Annotated in this window: 17 protein-coding genes and 1 tRNA gene; 13 read left to right on the forward strand and 5 right to left on the reverse strand. The window is 49.6% G+C overall.

The features are described 5' to 3' along the window. The first annotated feature begins 83 nt into the window (after positions 1 to 83). From lptD to apaG, 5 genes are read left to right on the forward strand one after another with little or no spacing between them, the layout of a single operon-like run. Positions 84 to 2,702: an LPS assembly protein LptD gene (gene lptD / locus XMD579_RS09455; protein WP_173506294.1), complete on the forward strand. Its 2,619-nt coding sequence runs from the start codon at positions 84 to 86 to the stop codon at positions 2,700 to 2,702. Further along, positions 2,689 to 3,975, forward strand: coding sequence for a peptidylprolyl isomerase (locus XMD579_RS09460; protein ID WP_371740262.1), 1,287 nt, complete (start codon positions 2,689 to 2,691; stop codon positions 3,973 to 3,975). The genes lptD and XMD579_RS09460 overlap by 14 nt, the downstream gene beginning before the upstream one ends. Continuing rightward, the gene (gene pdxA / locus XMD579_RS09465; protein ID WP_173483049.1) at positions 3,975 to 4,964 is read left to right on the forward strand and encodes a 4-hydroxythreonine-4-phosphate dehydrogenase PdxA; all 990 of its coding nucleotides are present in this window, start codon (positions 3,975 to 3,977) and stop codon (positions 4,962 to 4,964) included. Before XMD579_RS09460 ends, pdxA begins: the two co-directional genes overlap by 1 nt. Before the next feature lie 6 nt (positions 4,965 to 4,970). Beyond that, complete coding sequence (rsmA, locus tag XMD579_RS09470; RefSeq protein WP_173481246.1) at positions 4,971 to 5,786, forward strand: 16S rRNA (adenine(1518)-N(6)/adenine(1519)-N(6))-dimethyltransferase RsmA; 816 nt, start codon at positions 4,971 to 4,973, stop codon at positions 5,784 to 5,786. Positions 5,787 to 5,812: 26 nt separating this feature from the next. Then, positions 5,813 to 6,199: a Co2+/Mg2+ efflux protein ApaG gene (apaG, locus tag XMD579_RS09475; RefSeq protein WP_173481247.1), complete on the forward strand. Its 387-nt coding sequence runs from the start codon at positions 5,813 to 5,815 to the stop codon at positions 6,197 to 6,199. Between the two features lie 13 nt (positions 6,200 to 6,212). Here apaG and XMD579_RS09480 read toward each other — a convergent pair whose 3' ends face one another. Beyond that, entirely contained in the window at positions 6,213 to 7,067 is an 855-nt protein-coding gene (locus tag XMD579_RS09480) for a DUF72 domain-containing protein (protein WP_173481248.1), read from the reverse strand. A gap of 118 nt (positions 7,068 to 7,185) precedes the next feature. Between XMD579_RS09480 and XMD579_RS09485 the strand changes: the two genes are divergently transcribed. From XMD579_RS09485 to XMD579_RS09500, 4 genes are all read left to right on the forward strand, one after another. Further along, positions 7,186 to 7,262: transfer RNA gene (locus tag XMD579_RS09485), tRNA-Met, on the forward strand. Positions 7,263 to 7,960: 698 nt separating this feature from the next. After that, the gene (locus XMD579_RS09490; RefSeq protein ID WP_173506295.1) at positions 7,961 to 9,016 is read left to right on the forward strand and encodes a PQQ-dependent sugar dehydrogenase; all 1,056 of its coding nucleotides are present in this window, start codon (positions 7,961 to 7,963) and stop codon (positions 9,014 to 9,016) included. A gap of 18 nt (positions 9,017 to 9,034) precedes the next feature. Beyond that, positions 9,035 to 9,409 carry a DUF2237 family protein gene (locus tag XMD579_RS09495; protein ID WP_173481250.1) on the forward strand — a complete coding sequence of 125 codons (375 nt, stop codon included), beginning with the start codon at positions 9,035 to 9,037 and terminating at the stop codon, positions 9,407 to 9,409. A gap of 92 nt (positions 9,410 to 9,501) precedes the next feature. Then, entirely contained in the window at positions 9,502 to 10,305 is an 804-nt protein-coding gene (locus tag XMD579_RS09500) for an ion transporter (protein ID WP_173481251.1), read from the forward strand. Here the strand turns inward: XMD579_RS09500 and XMD579_RS09505 are convergent. The 3 genes from XMD579_RS09505 to XMD579_RS09515 are packed head-to-tail and all read right to left on the reverse strand — an operon-like array spanning position 10,302 to position 12,759. Next, a complete protein-coding gene (locus XMD579_RS09505) occupies positions 10,302 to 10,799 on the reverse strand; it encodes a DsrE family protein (RefSeq protein ID WP_173488691.1) in 498 nt (165 codons plus the stop codon). The genes XMD579_RS09500 and XMD579_RS09505 overlap by 4 nt on opposite strands. A 35-nt stretch (positions 10,800 to 10,834) precedes the next feature. Then, on the reverse strand, positions 10,835 to 12,475 hold the full coding sequence (locus XMD579_RS09510; RefSeq protein WP_173494868.1) for a SulP family inorganic anion transporter: 1,641 nt from the start codon (positions 12,473 to 12,475) through the stop codon (positions 10,835 to 10,837). Positions 12,476 to 12,489: 14 nt separating this feature from the next. Next, a complete protein-coding gene (locus tag XMD579_RS09515) occupies positions 12,490 to 12,759 on the reverse strand; it encodes a hypothetical protein (RefSeq protein WP_173483054.1) in 270 nt (89 codons plus the stop codon). A gap of 169 nt (positions 12,760 to 12,928) precedes the next feature. On the opposite strand from XMD579_RS09515, the gene XMD579_RS09520 reads away from it, so the two are divergent. Genes XMD579_RS09520 through XMD579_RS09530 form a run of 4 tightly spaced genes read left to right on the forward strand, consistent with a single transcriptional unit; the run spans position 12,929 to position 15,533 of the window. Further along, entirely contained in the window at positions 12,929 to 13,432 is a 504-nt protein-coding gene (locus tag XMD579_RS09520) for an LPP20 family lipoprotein (RefSeq protein WP_173483055.1), read from the forward strand. 7 nt (positions 13,433 to 13,439) lie between these two features. Beyond that, positions 13,440 to 13,568, forward strand: coding sequence for a hypothetical protein (locus XMD579_RS11455; protein ID WP_256368157.1), 129 nt, complete (start codon positions 13,440 to 13,442; stop codon positions 13,566 to 13,568). Beyond that, complete coding sequence (locus tag XMD579_RS09525; protein WP_173506296.1) at positions 13,549 to 14,556, forward strand: CsgG/HfaB family protein; 1,008 nt, start codon at positions 13,549 to 13,551, stop codon at positions 14,554 to 14,556. The genes XMD579_RS11455 and XMD579_RS09525 overlap by 20 nt, the downstream gene beginning before the upstream one ends. Next, on the forward strand, positions 14,553 to 15,533 hold the full coding sequence (locus XMD579_RS09530) for an LPP20 family lipoprotein (protein ID WP_173506297.1): 981 nt from the start codon (positions 14,553 to 14,555) through the stop codon (positions 15,531 to 15,533). The genes XMD579_RS09525 and XMD579_RS09530 overlap by 4 nt, the downstream gene beginning before the upstream one ends. Here the strand turns inward: XMD579_RS09530 and XMD579_RS09535 are convergent. Continuing rightward, positions 15,522 to 16,220 carry a tRNA (guanosine(46)-N(7))-methyltransferase TrmB gene (locus XMD579_RS09535; protein WP_173481258.1) on the reverse strand — a complete coding sequence of 233 codons (699 nt, stop codon included), beginning with the start codon at positions 16,218 to 16,220 and terminating at the stop codon, positions 15,522 to 15,524. The genes XMD579_RS09530 and XMD579_RS09535 overlap by 12 nt on opposite strands. Positions 16,221 to 16,227 lie beyond the last annotated feature (7 nt).

Below are 16,227 nucleotides of genomic sequence, written 5' to 3' on the forward strand. Positions count from 1 at the left end.
GGAATCTTTATTATAAGTGCCCAATATTACTCGACTTTTGAGGCTACTTAAACGTCGTCTCGGTAGCCAGCGGATCGCATTCAATGCCCTTCGAAAAAAACGCAATTACAAAAATCATTTTAGGCTTGGTTGTTGCAGGTGGTTCAAACGCCGCTAATGCAGCGGGCGCCTGGGACTGTCAGCAGACTGACCGAGGTTGGAGCTGCGGTGCTTCTGCCGATTACAAACCTGAGCCGGTTCCGTTAACTCGCATCTCAGCAACTGAAGATGCGATCGAAGCACAGATCACAAAAACGCTGCCTAAACCGCTGCCAGAGCCCAAAAAAGAGCAAGAGCCCAAAAATTCTCTGACCGCCGAGCCAGAGCAGAAACCAGAACAGACAATCGCCGCCAAACCTGAACCCGTTAAAACGGACGCTAAACCAGAGCCTGACACAAAAGCTGTTGCAACAACTGCAACGAGCGAAGCGACAGATGAGCCGATTGAGGCAGTCACTCTTCCAGCTCGGGCCATCATTCGTGACCCTAGTGATGACCGACGTGACATCAATTTAGACTGGGTTCGTTTAGCACCTCTGGATGCTGAAAGACTGGTCTGCAAAGGTCGCTATGATGAGCCTGACATCTGGGTTGGCGATCTGGCTCCCGGTAACGAAGAGAGCAGCACGGTCATCAACGCTGACGAATCCGATGCCGATCTCGATGGTTTATCCATTTTACGTGGCAACGTCATCATCGAAGAGTCTGGTCGCCAGATTAAGTCCAACCTCGCCGAGTTTGAAGCGCAATCGCGACAAGCCCTACTGCGTGGCGATGTGCGTTACCGTGAACCCAACCTGTTGATGATTGCAGATGCCATGTCTGCTGACCTGAACAATAAGATCGCCATCGCCAATGAAGCGCGCTTCGTCATGCATGATCAACATATGCGCGGTGATGCAGAAGCGATGACACGCTTTGGTGATCAGCGCGTTGAAGCCGAAGATACACTGATTACCTACTGTGAACCGGGTAATAACGATTGGGGCATTCGAGCAGCGCAGATGGAGCTCTATCCTCAAGAGGGGTATGGAGAGGCGTGGAATACCCGATTTGAAGTTGCTGGTGTACCGGTCTTCTACCTGCCCTACTTCTACTGGCCATTGAATGACACGCGCAGAACGGGCTTACTCTATCCATCCCTCAGCACCAGCGAGCAGGATGGTTACGATCTGGCTCTGCCCTACTACTTCAACATTGCGCCTAACATCGATGACACGCTAACGACGCGCATCATCGAACAGCGTGGCGTACTGTTTGAAAACGAGGCGCGCTACCTCAACAGCTTCAGCATGAACACGCTGAATACCAGCTGGCTTCCCGATGATGATCTTCAGGGGAGTGAACGTTGGTTGATCGACTTCAATCATACCGGCACTCCGGCACCCAACTGGTCGAGTGATGTCAGCTTCACTCGCGTCAGTGATGACAACTACTTTGACGACCTAACGCCGGTAACGCTGGCAGTACCGGCTGCTGATGTACTTTCTCAGCGTGCTCAAGTAGCCTATAGCGGTAATGGCTGGAGTGCATCGGCACTGGTTAATGATTATCAGATTCTAGATAACTCAACCAGCTACAAGCGCATGCCTCAGCTCAACTTCAGTACCAGCCAAAGTCTGAATGAGACAGTGCTGAATCTCGCCGTGCAGTACACACAGTTTGATTCAACCAATGAGAGCGCAACCGACGGCAGTCGTCTTCATGCCCGCCAGTCAATCGGTTACAGCGCGGAGACCACTTGGGGTTACCTACGACCTGAAGCGGGCGTTTGGCACTCAAGCTATGACTTCTCAGATAATAGCAGTGCGTCGCACACCAACCTGTTTGCCTCGTTGGATTCAGGCCTGATCTTTGAACGTCAGGGCGAGATTGCCACTCAGACGCTAGAGCCACGCATCAAACTGATACATGTTGATGGTGAGGATACAGACACACTTAACTTTGACTCAGGCGCCCTTGGCTTTAGCTACGGCAACCTGTTCGATAATTTAGGCTACTCCGGTAATGACCGTGTCAGCCATACCGATCAAGCAACCCTAGGTCTAGAGAGCAAAGTCTACAGTCTAACGGGGCGTGAGCTGATCTCGGCAGGCATTGCACAGGCTCACTACTTTGGTGATCACGATGCTCGCCCAGGCGATTCAACCGGTACAGCAGATCAATCGGATTACGCTGTCTACGCCAGCTGGAAGCCCTCTGAAGTGCTGACGCTGAGCCATGACTCGCGCATTGATCGTGAAACAGCTGCGTTACTGACCGAAAACTATCGTGCCTACTACCGTCCAGATGATGAGCGACTACTCTACGCAAACCTACGTAAAACGCAGAGCAGTGACGGTAACAACACCTTCAACCAGATCGATCTGGCCACGCGTTGGCCGATCACGACAGAGTGGAGCGGCGTTGCACGATACACCCAAGATATCAAAGAGTCTGAAAACCTAGAGACGCTTGCCGGTATCGAGTACGAAAACTGCTGTTGGAAGGTGCGCTTTACCGGACAGCGAAGCATTGTCGACGGCAGCAGCGATTTCGAACGTGAGAACAAGTTCTACATTCAATTCATTCTTCGCGGTCTGGGCGCCTTTGGCCAGAGCGAAGGTCGTCAGTTCCTTGAGGATTTAACGGGTTATAACGAGGATGACCGTGACAACTTTTAAACATTTGATCGCATCGGCGATTCTTGCCCTCTCAAGCAGCTCCGTGCTTGCAGAGCCCGTTGCACTGGACCGTGTTGCCGTCGTAGTTAACGAAAGCATCATCATGAGCTCCGAAGTGGATCAGCGAATTCGTGATATCCGTGCTCAATTAACGGCACGTAAAGCTCAGCTACCACCCGCTGAGGTTTTGGCTAATCAAGTCAAAGAGCAGCTGATCATTGAGAGTATTCAACTGCAACTGGCAGAGCGCCAAGGCATTCGCGTCAGTGATAGTGAGCTGAACAGTACGATGAACCGCATCGCTCAGCAGAACAACCTATCCCTGAGTGATTTCCGTAAAGCGTTGATCAACGAAGGGCGTGACTATCAGCAGGTGCGTGATCAGATTCGTCGTGAACTGATCATTAGCCGTGTTCAGCAGAGCAACGTCAACCGTCGAGTTACCGTAACGGACCAAGAGGTTCAGAACTACCTCAATTCAGATTTGGCGAAGAACCAAGACCGCAGTGAATATCTACTGAGCAACATTCTAGTGGCTCTCCCTTCACCTGCGTCACCAGAACAGATTAAATCTGCTCAAGAGCGCGCCAACCAACTCAAAGCCGAACTGGATCAAGGCGCTAATTTTGCGGATCTAGCAGTACGCAGCTCGGACGCACCCAATGCGCTTAATGGCGGTGACCTGGGTTGGCGTAAAGCACAAGAGCTACCGACCCAAATATTCTCTGCTGTGTCGGGTCTATCAAATGGCGAAGTCTCTAAAGTGGTTAGAACCCCTTCAGGCTTTAACCTACTGCAGTTGCGCGAGCGTCGTGGCGATCAAGCCACACTGGTAACAGAAACTCGAGCACGCCACATTTTGGTAGCCCCTTCAGAGATTCGCACATCAGCACAGGCTCAAGCCTTCGCTGAAGAGCTCTACTCACGATACAAAGAGGGCGAGCCATTTGAAGAGTTGGCGCGCCGCTACAGCGATGACCCGGGCAGCGGCTCATTGGGTGGTGAACTGGGCTGGATACAACCGGGCAAGATGGTTGTTGAGTTTGAACAGCAGATGGACAAACTGGCTATTAATGAGGTGAGCGAGCCTTTCGAATCCCGCTTTGGCTGGCACATTGTACAAGTACAAGAGCGTCGCCAACAGGACTTCACCACTGAGATGCGTGAAAACCAAGCCCGCTCAGAAATCCGTAAACGTAAGTACGATGAAGCACTCTCCACTTGGTTACGTGAACTTCGCTCAGAAGCCTACGTCGACATTAAGGTGAAGTAGTGGCTCTTCGAATTGCACTGACCCCGGGCGAGCCGGCCGGCATCGGTCCAGACCTTTGTGTTCAGATTGCCCAGCAAGGCTCTGAGCACCAACTGGTCATCATCTGTGACCCTGACATTATTGTCGATCGCGCAAAACTCTTAGGCTTGCCGATCAAACTGCATGAGTTTGATCCAGACCAGCCTGCCGTTGGCTGTCAGCCTGGAGAGCTCTTTTACATTGGCACCCCATCGAATGCCGATGTTATTCCAGGCCAACTGGATCCGCTCAATAGCGTCTATGTTCTGAATACCCTTCGTTTAGCTGTAGACGGGGCTTTGGGTGGCATGTTTGATGCCATCTGCACAGCACCGGTTCATAAGGGTGTTATCAATGATGCCGGTTACCCCTTCACAGGCCATACAGAGTTTCTACAATCGCGTTGTGACGTCGATCAGGTTGTTATGATGTTGGCGACCGAAGGGCTACGAGTTGCTCTTACAACGACACACCTGCCATTATCTGAAGTGCCTCAAGCGGTAACGCAACCGCTACTTCGTTCGGTCATCGATATTCTGTTGGATGATCTGAAGCACTACTTTGGTTGTGACAAACCCAGCGTCTTGGTTGCAGGCTTAAACCCCCATGCTGGCGAAGGCGGCCATATGGGACGTGAAGAGATCGACACGATCGAACCGGTATTGAATAGCTACCGGGAACAGGGTGTTAACCTGATTGGCCCACTCCCTGCCGATACGCTCTTCACCGAACATCATCTAAAAGACGCTGATGCGGTGCTTGCGATGTACCACGACCAAGGGCTGCCGGTTCTCAAGTACAAAGGGTTTGGCCAAGCAGTGAACATCACCTTGGGTCTGCCTATTGTGCGCACCTCAGTCGATCACGGCACCGCGTTGGATCTTGCCGGCACAGGCAGAGCCGATGCAGGCTCTTTGCAGACCGCCCTTAGTTATGCTGCCGAGATGGCTTCTAACCGTAAACAATCATAGGTTGATATGAGCAGTAAAAACCCTGGGCACGTGGCCCGCAAACGTTTCGGTCAGAACTTTCTGCACGACCCTACTATTATTGGTCGTATCATCTCTGCGATTAATCCAAAACCTGAAGAGCACCTCGTTGAGATTGGTCCCGGTTTAGGTGCACTTACAGAAGAGATTCTAGAGCTCGCCGGTGCGCTGGAAGCGGTAGAGTTAGACCGTGATCTCGTCCCAGTCCTGCGTACCAAGTTTTTTAGGTATGAAGATAAGTTTAAGATTCACGAGGCGGATGCTCTCAAGTTTGACTTCTCGTCACTGCAACAAGATGAGCGCCCACTTCGCGTGATCGGCAACCTGCCCTACAACATCTCAACGCCGCTGATTTTCCATCTCTTGAGTTTTTCAGGATTGATCAGCGACATGCACTTCATGCTGCAGAAAGAGGTGGTGGAACGTCTAGCTGCACAGCCGGGGGAAAATCACTACGGCCGCCTTGGCATAATGGCGCAGTACTACTGTCAGGTAGAGAAGCTCTTTATCGTACCACCCGGCGCCTTTAATCCGGCACCGAAGGTCGATTCCGCCATTGTTAGATTGATTCCGCACAAAACGCTACCCATACAAGCAAAAAGTGCTGAGCTGTTGGCTGACGTTGTCAGAACCGGTTTCAGTCAGCGACGTAAAACTCTGCGTAACAATATGAAGGGTTGGATTACCGGCGAGCAACTTGAAGCCTTGGGTATTGATCCTGGATTACGCCCTGAGCGCCTCTCTCTCGCTGAATTTGTCGCCATCGCTGACGCGATCTATGATTTACGAAACAGCGCTGAATAAGCACTGCACGACGAGACTGTCTATACATGCAAGATTATGAACTGAGCCGAAACGTAGCGATCGATGTGACAACCGACTATCTGACCGACCAATCGGATCCAGAGACACATCGCTATGTCTTTTCGTACCACATCACCATCACCAACCATAACCCTATGCCTATCCAGCTACTGAGCCGCCGCTGGCTGATTACCGATGGCAATGAGAAGACACAAGAGGTATTAGGGGAAGGAGTTGTCGGTGAACAGCCCACCATTGAACCGGGCAAAAGCTACAGCTACACCAGCGGCACGGTCTTAGCGACTGAGGTGGGTGCCATGCAGGGTCACTACGACATGATCACCGACGAAAATGAGACCTTTCAAGCGACCATTGCCCCCTTCACACTGGCACAAACTCACGCGTTACACTAGGAGAACGGACTCTCTAAAATAGAGAGCTCTGTTCCGACGCGAGCAACTCAGGCGTTGCCCCCTGCACAGAGGGTTTTGCCTCTTTCAACTTATCGACAAAACGCGCAGCCAGTTCCGGTGCTTCAGCACAATCTGGCGTATGAAAGAAGAGATAAGGCACTCTCCCCTCATCGATCCACTGCAACACCTTAGTGACCCACTGATCTAAATAGCGATCAGACTCCTGCCACTGCATAGTCGATATAAAACGCACCTGTGGATGCTTGCTAGTTGCAATGACATGGAGCGGTACTTTGGGCTTCTTCTGCTGAGCATCTAAGGTAGCTGAGTCCATGGCGGTTACTGCAAAAATGGGACGGGTGTCGAACATCACACGATTGACGCCTGTCTCCAGCAGCATCTGATTAAACGCCCTCTCCTCGTCCCCTTTCGCAAAGAACTCAGGGTGACGAACTTCAACCGAGTAGTTGAAGGCTTTAGGTAGAGCCAACAGAAATCGATGGATATGCTCAATCCCTTCACTGTTAAAGCTTTTTGGTAGCTGCAGATTGAGCAGCCCGATTTTATCCGCCAGCGGCTCCAACACTTCAAACTGCTCGGCCACTTTAGGATTAGCCACCTCTAAAGCACTGCGATGAGAAAGATCTTGGTGGAACTTAAAACAGAATCGAAAGTCATCAGGCGTCTCATCCCGCCAACGCTTCACCGTATCCGGTTTAGGCAAACCATAAAAAGTCGTGTTTCCCTCAACCGATGAAAATTGACGAGCATAACGTTGTAGCGCAGTCCCACCCCCTGCCAAACAGCCGCCCTCCCAAACAGGATGTTGCCACTGAGGTAAGCCTAAATAGTAATCGTGCAACGCCATACTCCTTAAAATAGGCTACAAAGAGTACCAAACTAAAAAAATAGTGGAAGAATATCGTAATATTTTAGAAACAGGCTTGTAGCAACCTTAAACCTATGTATAATACGCCCCACGTTGATGCGGGGTGGAGCAGCCCGGTAGCTCGTCGGGCTCATAACCCGAAGGTCGTCAGTTCAAATCTGGCCCCCGCTACCAACGTAAAAAAGGGAAGTGTACTTCAAAGTGCACTTCCCTTTTTTCGTTGGTGGGGGCGAATATAAGAGCACTGGCGAAGTCAGTTCACCAAAATGCATGGATAGCATTTTGGGATGCCGAAGGCAGTCCGAAGGACGATTGCACAGGATGTGTAATCGCAAATCTGGCCTTGAACGAAGCACCAAAGGTGCGACGGCCCGAAGGGTGAAAACACAGGAAGTGTTTTCATAAATCTGGCTTGAATCTACGACCCAAAAAACCACGTCGGGCTCACTCTTATTAGCTCCGCGGTGAAGGTCACCAGTTCAAACCTCACCCCCGCTACCAACGTAAAAAAAGGTATAGGCCCGCAGGGTTTATACCTTTTTTTTCGTCTGGCGGATGGGCCAGATGCAGAACTGACGACAAATAATGCAGGACAGCATTATTTGGATAGCTGAAAGCTAGTCCGCAGGATTACTTCACAGGATGTGAAGTAACAACTCAGTTCACCAAAATGCATGGATAGCATTTTGGGATGCCGAAGGCAGTCCGAAGGACGATTGCACAGGATGTGTAATCGCAAATCTGGCCTTGAAAGGAGCACCAAAGGTGCGACGGCCCGAAGGGTGAAAACACAGGAGGTGTTTTCATAAATCTGGCCAAAAATCCACCCCAGCCCAAATACCGTAACTACATAAAAACCAACGGTATCTGAAATGAAAGTCATCACTCTCCTATCAGCCTTACTACTAGGCCAGGCTTCATTTGCCTTCACCATCGAAAAAATAGGTTCAGACATTTCTCACCCTTGGGGTATCGCTGTCCTTAACGATGAAGAGGTCCTCGTGACAGCAAGAGCCGGTGCCCTTTTGCGCATTAACCTTACAACCGGGCAGCAAAGAGCCGTTTTACCCACCCCGTTTGTAGCAAGTTTTAGGCAAGGCGGGCTTCTCGATGTCGCCTATGATGAACAATCAAATAGGGTACATCTTTGCTACAGCAAACCGTTAGAAGGTGGTGCAGGCTTAGCGATTGCATCGGCCAAATTGGATGGGTATCAGCTTTTAACACCCAAGGATATTTTTGTCTCCAACCATCGCTCTCCCTCCGGTGCACACTTCGGCTGTCGGATAGTCATAAAGGGCAACTACCTGTTTGCCTCGTTGGGCGACCGTGGTGATCGCAGTAACGCTCAAAACCCCTCCAATCATGCTGGATCAATTATTCGACTGAACCTTGTTGAGCCGGAGCCAGCCAATACTCAGCAAGATTGGTTGCCTGAGATCTACTCGATGGGTCATCGAAACCCACAAGGTCTTGCATTACAGCCTAATACAGGACTTTTATGGTCTCATGAACATGGTCCACGCGGTGGTGATGAGATCAATCTCATTGAGCAAGATAACAACTACGGTTGGCCAACCGTCTCTTACGGTAAGGAGTACATAGGTGGGGATATAGGTCTTAACTCATCACCCGATGGATATACCGATCCTCTCTGGGTCTGGGATCCAAGCATTGCACCATCGGGAATGACCTTCTATACCGAAGAGATGTTTCCCGAATGGCAGGGCAATCTTTTGGTTGGCGCTTTGAAGTTCACAAGCATCTACCGAATCGTCATAGATCCTGATAGCAATCTGCCCGTTTCAGAGGAGAGATTATTCAATGATGAGATGGGAAGAGTTAGAGACGTTGAACAGGCCAATGATGGCTCAATTTTAGTGTTAAGTGACGCACCCAATGGTGGCCTATATAGGATTAGTCGATAAATCATTAAGGTAAAACAGATGAACAACCAACAGTTAAACGTATTAGGCACGCCACTTGAAACGTGTAGCAGTGATCCGCTAACTGGCTATTACAGAGACGGATGTTGCAACACAGATGAATATGATCGCGGAACCCACACGGTCTGCGCTGTGATGACGGAGGAGTTTCTGCTCTTCTCACTTCGCAAAGGGAATGATCTCATTACCGCCCGGCCTGAATATCAGTTCCCCGGTTTAAAGCCAGGCGACTCTTGGTGCCTATGTGCTCAACGATGGGAGGAAGCCGAGGTTTCAGGGTGCGCCCCGAGAGTTAATCTATCCGCAACTAATGCAAAAACACTTGAGATTATCAGTTTCGAGACGCTCAAACGGTACAGCATAGATCTTCATTAATTTTCACACAGAGCTCAAGAGCTACCCTCTCCACAACTCCAGTATTTTCAATTACTATCAGCGTCCATTTTATGTAGTGAATTTCTAAGCCAATGAACAGCAACGCTTTACTATCGACACTCGTTAAAATCCGCTCTAACAAACTCTTCGAGCTCACCGTAATTGCGGTGATTATTGGCTCGGCGCTCCTGATTGGTGCCAAGACCTTTGACCTTTCTGACACCGCTGAGATGATTGTTGGTTGGCTGGATATCGCAGTTACCGTCTTCTTTCTGGTCGAGATCACGGTTCGTTTCATTGCCGATGAGAACAAGCGCACCTTCTTTAAGGATCCCTGGAACCTATTCGACACCTTAGTGGTTGTGATCAGCCTGATCCCTGTCAGTCAGGCCGATACCGCTCTGGTCGCACGTCTAGTTCGCGTGTTCCGCGTCTTCCGAATGGTCAGCATCATTCCTGAACTTAGAATGCTGCTGAACTCGTTGATCAAAGCACTGCCTCAGCTAGGGTACGTCCTTCTGCTGATGTTCATCATTTTCTACGTCTATGCTGCTATTGGTGCGACGCTGTTTGCTGCGATTAACCCCGACCTTTGGGGCGATGTCGCGGTGTCGATGTTGACACTCTTTAGGGTGATGACCTTTGAGGATTGGACCGATGTGATGTACGAAACGATGACGGTCTACAGTCTAAGCTGGATCTACTATCTATCCTTTATATTCTTAACGGCCTTCGCCTTCTTGAACATGGTGATCGGTATTGTCGTCAATGTGATGAATGAGGAGCATGAGCGCATCCTTAAAGAGGAAGCGATCGAGGCCAATGAGCCAACCATCGCTGATCTTCAAAAACAGCTGGCTGAGATTAAAGAGATGTTAAATCAGAGAGCGAATTAAAACGCGAACTGATCCACCAACAGATACCCCATCGCAACGTAGTTATTGATCTGCGCGGGACCGGAAGGGGCAACGTCTACGTAGTCTGGAAAAGCCTCTGCTGTGACGTTGCTCCAACTCGCAAAGGTTTCACACACATGCAGATCCACGCCAGATTCACCTAGATCACGAACCCCTTGATGCAAAAGTGGGAACTTACTCTCATTCTCAGTGGTCAGAGCGAACTGTTCATTGCCGTGGCTAACCACCGCAATATCGAGATCTGGAAAAGCTGATCGCAAAGAGTCTATGGCACCCATCAAACGAGGTTGAATCCGTTGCCACTGTTGTGGATTAGGCGCCAAAATTTCAAACACAACTCCTGGTGGCGCTTCTTCAAGTGCAAGGATCTCTTTAACCGTTTTAGCTGAGGCCGCGCCTGAAAAGAGCAGACTGAGCGGAAGCAATACCCTGAGTAACAGGTGGCGAACTGTCTTAAAGATCAAACTGAACATAGTAGACCTCCAAATCTCTTTTGCTTCAGCTTAGCTTATAAACTGGAAAGTGACTGCCTCAATGCCTCGGTTCTTGATTCTGTTATACGATCAGCCGGGAGGCGCTGATCAAGGCCAAGGCGAATCAATCGATCTTTCTCAGCGCCCGGTGCCATCACTAGACGCACCTCTTTACCAAGATCTAAGGCTTCGAGTATGACGTTCTCAATGGAGAGCGTCATGGTGTCATCTAAATAGCTGACGTCACTGAGATCAAAAATAACCGCATCGTGTTTAGCGATGTCTTTTCGCTCACGGGCTAAGGCTTTGGAGACACCAAAAATCATCGCTCCCGAAAGGTAGACCAGTAGGATACGGCCATTCGCCTCATTCAACAGGGACTGCTGTTCAGGGGTCAGCGGAATCTCATCATCGACATCGGACATAGAGCGAACCTTCTCAGCCTCAACATCGGATAACTTACGGATGATGATGACGTTCGCGACAAAGACACCGACACCCACCGCAACGATCAGATCGACAAAGACCGTTAGTAGTAGAACGGCATACATGATCATCGTGCTGTATTTAGAGACAAGGTGAACCCGTTTAATGAACGACCAGTCCAGAATATCGACACCCACTTTTACCGCAATACCAGCCAGCACCGCTAAAGGGATATTTTCGATCAATGAACCTGCTCCAAACACAGCTATTGCCAGTGCTAGAACCCTTATAACACCTGAGAGTGGTGTTCGCCCTCCGGACTGAATATTGACCACGGTGCCCATAGTGGCACCGGCACCTGGTAGACCACCGAACAGACCAGACATGATATTGCCTAACCCCTGTCCAAACAGCTCTTTGTTGGAGTCATGCTCTGTTCGGGTCAGGTTGTCCGCCACGACCGAGGTAAGCATTGAATCGATACAACCAAGCATGCCCAACACCATCGCATCGACCAACATAATCTGAAGCTGATCATAGGTGAAATAGGGCAAGGTCATTGAAGGCAGTGACACATCGATCTCACCAATGCGTTGGACTCCATCACTGCTAAAGATGATCACAGAGACCAGAGTAATAAGAACCAGTGCAATCAACTGAGGCGGCACGAACTTTTTGTATTTTTCAGGCGTTTTAAACAACACACCCAGTGTCACCAAGAACAGCAACAACTCACTGAAGTGCACGTTCATGATCAACTCTGGCAGATGAGTTACGGTACCAACCACCCCGCCCGCCGGTGGAGATTGCCCTAACGCAGGGGCTATCTGCAGAATAATCAGTATGAATCCGATGCCTGACATAAAGCCAGAAACCACCGCATAGGGCATCAGGGTGATGTATTTGCCCAACCTGAGATAACCAAACACGATCTGGAATATCCCTGCCATGATCACCACGGTAAACGCCATAGACAGACCATTTTCAGGGTTCGCAGCCACTAGAGTGCTGATCACAGCGGTCATCACCACGGTCATAGGCCCAGTAGGCTCAGAGATCAGCGTAGAGGTTCCACCAAACAGCGCGGTAAAGAGACCGATTAGGATCGCACCATAGAGTCCCGCCTCTGCGCCAGCGCCAGAGGCGACACCAAATGTGAGCGCCAAAGGGAGTGAGACCACCGCAGCGGTTAAACCACCGAGCAGATCACCGCGAAGATTAGAGAGAGATAGTGCGTTCAGTTTAAGCATTGATCAACGGCTCACTATCGGTCAGAAGCGTTCGATTTAAACAGACGTTTAGCGTAACGAAGCAGTATATCGAAGGGGGTTTCGTCGCCAAAAAACTTAGGATTCTTGATCAACAGCAGAGACATCACAACAATCCACACCAGCGTATTTTTAATCACCCAACTGGCATTTTCATTAAAGGCCTCTTCGGTATTTTCGGCACCCATTAAAAACATAAATGGGGCAACAATCCCAATGAACGAGAGAAGAGAGACGGCAGCGCGAATTTTTCTGCGGTTATCCATGACAGACTCTGATTTGTGATTTTGGTTATTTTACGTGATCTGTCCGTAAAGGGGTAATCACACGGGTGAGTTTTATTCCGTTGAGTGTCAATTTTCATCTAAAAATAACCCTGACATTTCTATGGAAATATGTGACCATCATATGAGTAATTTCTAATGGATAATGATCATGAACCTACGCACCAAGTTACTGATGACTGCGACACTTTTAACAACCCTTGCCGGCTGCAGCAGTGAACTGCCTAAACCCGATCTAGTCGAAGGTGGCGAATGCGTCATCCATGGTGAACAAGCACCTATTTGGGCTTGTGGTGGCTACATGGAGGCTGATCGTTATGTCGGCGTAGGATCTGCTCCATTGAGCAAGCTAGGGTATGATTTTTCTCGTAAAGAGGCAGCCATTAATGCTCGTGCTGATATCGCACAACAGGTCGAGGCTCAGATTAAAAGCAAACTAGACTCCTATCAACGTTCAACGGGTGCCGATGAGATGACGGCTGAACGCGTCGTCACTCAAGTCGCAAGACAAACCTCCGAATTGACAATTAATAACTCACAACAAGTGAGCTACTGGCAGCACCCTGAAACAGAGGTCATCTTCATTTTGCTGGGCGTTGAAAAAGCGACGATCAATAACGCGATCGACTCTCAGATTGATCAACTAGATAAGTGAGTTGTTGATGAAACCTCTATTTACTCTACTACTGATAGCTTTATCACTTTCGGCTTGCTCCTCTAACGAGGTGATGCAAGACCCCTCTCCTCAAGCGCAACAACAGAGTGCCGAGCGTGAACTTAACAAACTGTAAATTAAAAAGCCTTGGCCTAGCGGTCACCGCTTTATTTCTTACGGCCTGCTCATCGACCGCTAAGATTACCCTGATCAATCCAGCCATCAGTGATCGGGCTGCCGCCACCAAAGTCGTTGCGGTGCTTCCATTTGAGAATGACTACTCCGGTGTGGCGAACAGCATTGAATCTCGAGTCACCAACCATAGGGTGGCAGGTGAGACCTTTTTTACCGTGGTCAACCGTAAGGATCTTGAATCAATTTTAGACGAGCAAAAACTTCAACACTCTGGGCTAGTCGATGAACAGACGTCTGTTGAGATCGGTCAGCTGATCGGTGCGAAAGGACTGATTACTGGTGAGGTGGAGATTCAGACCACCGACTACTCGCTCTACTACGTTACTCGTGTTGAGTGTGCCGATCAGAAGTGCAAAAAAACTCATGAGCGCTACATCCCTTGTGATGAGATGCACTCCAACCTGCACGCTACCATCCGACTCGTTGATACTGAACGCGGGGACCTGATTCTCTCTGAACGCTTCACGGCAAAAGAGAGTCACGATGCTTGTCGTGACAGCGCCTACTCTCTTCCAACACCCGAGAGTGTCCTAAGCAACCTAGCTGATGAGATCACCGATCAGTTCATGACTTACATAGCTCCCTATGAGGCAACTGTCATAGTGCAACTGCTCGATGATCCAGAGATCGACTACAGCAGCGAGCAAGAGGACCTTTTGGAGTATGGTATCGAGTACGTTGAGGATCACCGCATCGACAAAGCTGAAGTGCTCTTCTCCGAGCTTCTAACCAGTACAGGTGACCAATGCTATGTGGCGGCTTACAATTTAGCCGTTGTTAAAGAGCAGCTCGGTAAAACTAGCCAAGCTGAGCAGCTCTACCGGTTAGCCGATCAGTTGGTAAAAGAGCCCAACAAGATCATTAACCAAGCCATTTTGCGTGTTGAACGTCAGAAGAGTGAACAGGCGCGTTTAGAGAACCAGCTATGACCCGCAGATTCATTCTCGCTTTTCTAATGTTGGCCAGTTTTGTAACGACTGGGTGTGCAAGCAGAGAACCCGTCATCCTTGTCGCAGAACCTAAGACTCCTGATTGGTTGATGAGTCCGCTAGTCAACACAGGTGATCAATTTTACGGTGTCGGTGAGGGAGGCAGCGCACAAGCCTCTGAGCAGGCTGCATTAGCTCATCTTGCCGAGAGACTGTTAGTTCAACTATCCAGCACACAAGAGCAGCGCCTTTCGTCGGTTAGAGACAGTCGTGAATATACTGAGCGAGTGGTGGAGTCGTCGATTCAAAGCAGAACCGAGCGTTTGCCTTTGGGTGGATATGAGATCCTTAAACAGGATGTGATTGCACCGCAACGAACCGCGACCCTGCTAGCGTTGAAAAAAACGGCCTTAATTAAGAACCTCAAAAACGAAATAGACCCCAGATTAACCGCCTCCTCTGCACAGCCAATCAAGACTCTCTCTGACTGGGCAAGTGCTCGACAACAGCTAACCGATCTAAAGGCTCAACAGCCATTAATATCTCTTCTGAAACAGCTGGGGGAATCGGAGATTGGGGAAAAGTACAGCAACCAGGTTGCAGACACTGAATCTGCCATTAAAGATTACCAAACCAACCACCCGGTAATGCTAAAAACCGAACAAAGCTGCATGAGCTTTAAAGGCTCACTGGAGCGTCTAATCCTAGAAGCCGGTTTTGAGATCAACTCCTCATCTGGTGTTATAACCGTCGAGTGCCAGGTCATTGAAGAAATCAGTAGCGCCTATGGCATTCACATTGCCAAAGCCGATTTATCAATTCGCTTTTTGGATGGTCAATCTAAGGTGGAGCATGCCACAACTCTGTCCATTAAATCGGCTTCATCAGCCTCTGAGTCGACGGCCAAGGCGGGGCTGATTCAAGCGTTCAACAGGCGCATACAGGATGAAGAGGCTCTTAGGATCTTAGGGTTTTAAAGCTGAGCCAGACTCTGAAAGCTGCGCTACGCACTGCCAGCTCTGCTGACCACTCTCCCAATATTTCCGCTCAAATGCACTCATCGGTTGGTCTGCGCTGTATAACTGCACGCTAGTTTCATGACCCGCCAACGCCAGTGCCCTAACGAACTCCTCGATGTAGAGTCTCCAGTTGCTTCTAACGGTTAACTCCCCACCCAAGGTCAATAGATCACTGAATACAGGACTGGCATGCCAACGTCTCTGAACCTGAGCTGATTTAGGATAAGGGTTGGGGTAGAGAATAAAATGCTTGGCTAGACGCCACTCTGAAGCTGCAGCCAGGCGCCAAAAGTCGATTAAATCCGCTCGCACAAAGAGTAGGTTATCAAGCTCACCCGTGAAGCAGTTTTCGTGCTTACTAAGACGATAAGCAGAACGATCAACCGCTATGACATTGGCGTCTGGGTATCGATTGGCAAGATGGCGGGAGCTTTCACCAATACCACAGCAAGAGTCCAAGATAAGCTCTCCGGAACGACCTTTGAGCCAATCGGTCACCTGATCAAAGGCGACCTGAGTATGGTCGGCAATGGGTTTGCGAAATGGGTTATTTAAGTTACGCAATACAATCTCATCGAGACGCTCATGCAAACCGGCCTGATTGGTTGTCACGACCTTAGAGACACCCTGTTCTTGCTTGGTCATCGGTTAT

It is taken from the genome of Marinobacterium sp. xm-d-579, assembly GCF_013282935.1.
In the GTDB taxonomy this organism is placed as follows: domain Bacteria; phylum Pseudomonadota; class Gammaproteobacteria; order Pseudomonadales; family Balneatricaceae; genus Marinobacterium_E.

What these genes read in the sequence shown, in the direction of transcription:
- XMD579_RS09530 (WP_173506297.1), top strand. Translation starts at nt 14,553, where the DNA reads ATGACCCGCAGATTCATTCTCGCTTTTCTAATGTTGGCCAGTTTTGTA.
- apaG (WP_173481247.1), top strand. Translation starts at nt 5,813, where the DNA reads ATGCAAGATTATGAACTGAGCCGAAACGTAGCGATCGATGTGACAACC.
- XMD579_RS09480 (WP_173481248.1), bottom strand. Translation starts at nt 7,067, where the DNA reads ATGGCGTTGCACGATTACTATTTAGGCTTACCTCAGTGGCAACATCCT.
- XMD579_RS09505 (WP_173488691.1), bottom strand. Translation starts at nt 10,799, where the DNA reads ATGTTCAGTTTGATCTTTAAGACAGTTCGCCACCTGTTACTCAGGGTA.
- XMD579_RS11455 (WP_256368157.1), top strand. Translation starts at nt 13,440, where the DNA reads ATGAAACCTCTATTTACTCTACTACTGATAGCTTTATCACTTTCGGCT.
- XMD579_RS09490 (WP_173506295.1), top strand. Translation starts at nt 7,961, where the DNA reads ATGAAAGTCATCACTCTCCTATCAGCCTTACTACTAGGCCAGGCTTCA.
- rsmA (WP_173481246.1), top strand. Translation starts at nt 4,971, where the DNA reads ATGAGCAGTAAAAACCCTGGGCACGTGGCCCGCAAACGTTTCGGTCAG.
- XMD579_RS09515 (WP_173483054.1), bottom strand. Translation starts at nt 12,759, where the DNA reads ATGGATAACCGCAGAAAAATTCGCGCTGCCGTCTCTCTTCTCTCGTTC.
- XMD579_RS09520 (WP_173483055.1), top strand. Translation starts at nt 12,929, where the DNA reads ATGAACCTACGCACCAAGTTACTGATGACTGCGACACTTTTAACAACC.
- lptD (WP_173506294.1), top strand. Translation starts at nt 84, where the DNA reads ATGCCCTTCGAAAAAAACGCAATTACAAAAATCATTTTAGGCTTGGTT.
- XMD579_RS09535 (WP_173481258.1), bottom strand. Translation starts at nt 16,220, where the DNA reads ATGACCAAGCAAGAACAGGGTGTCTCTAAGGTCGTGACAACCAATCAG.
- XMD579_RS09495 (WP_173481250.1), top strand. Translation starts at nt 9,035, where the DNA reads ATGAACAACCAACAGTTAAACGTATTAGGCACGCCACTTGAAACGTGT.
- XMD579_RS09510 (WP_173494868.1), bottom strand. Translation starts at nt 12,475, where the DNA reads ATGCTTAAACTGAACGCACTATCTCTCTCTAATCTTCGCGGTGATCTG.
- XMD579_RS09500 (WP_173481251.1), top strand. Translation starts at nt 9,502, where the DNA reads ATGAACAGCAACGCTTTACTATCGACACTCGTTAAAATCCGCTCTAAC.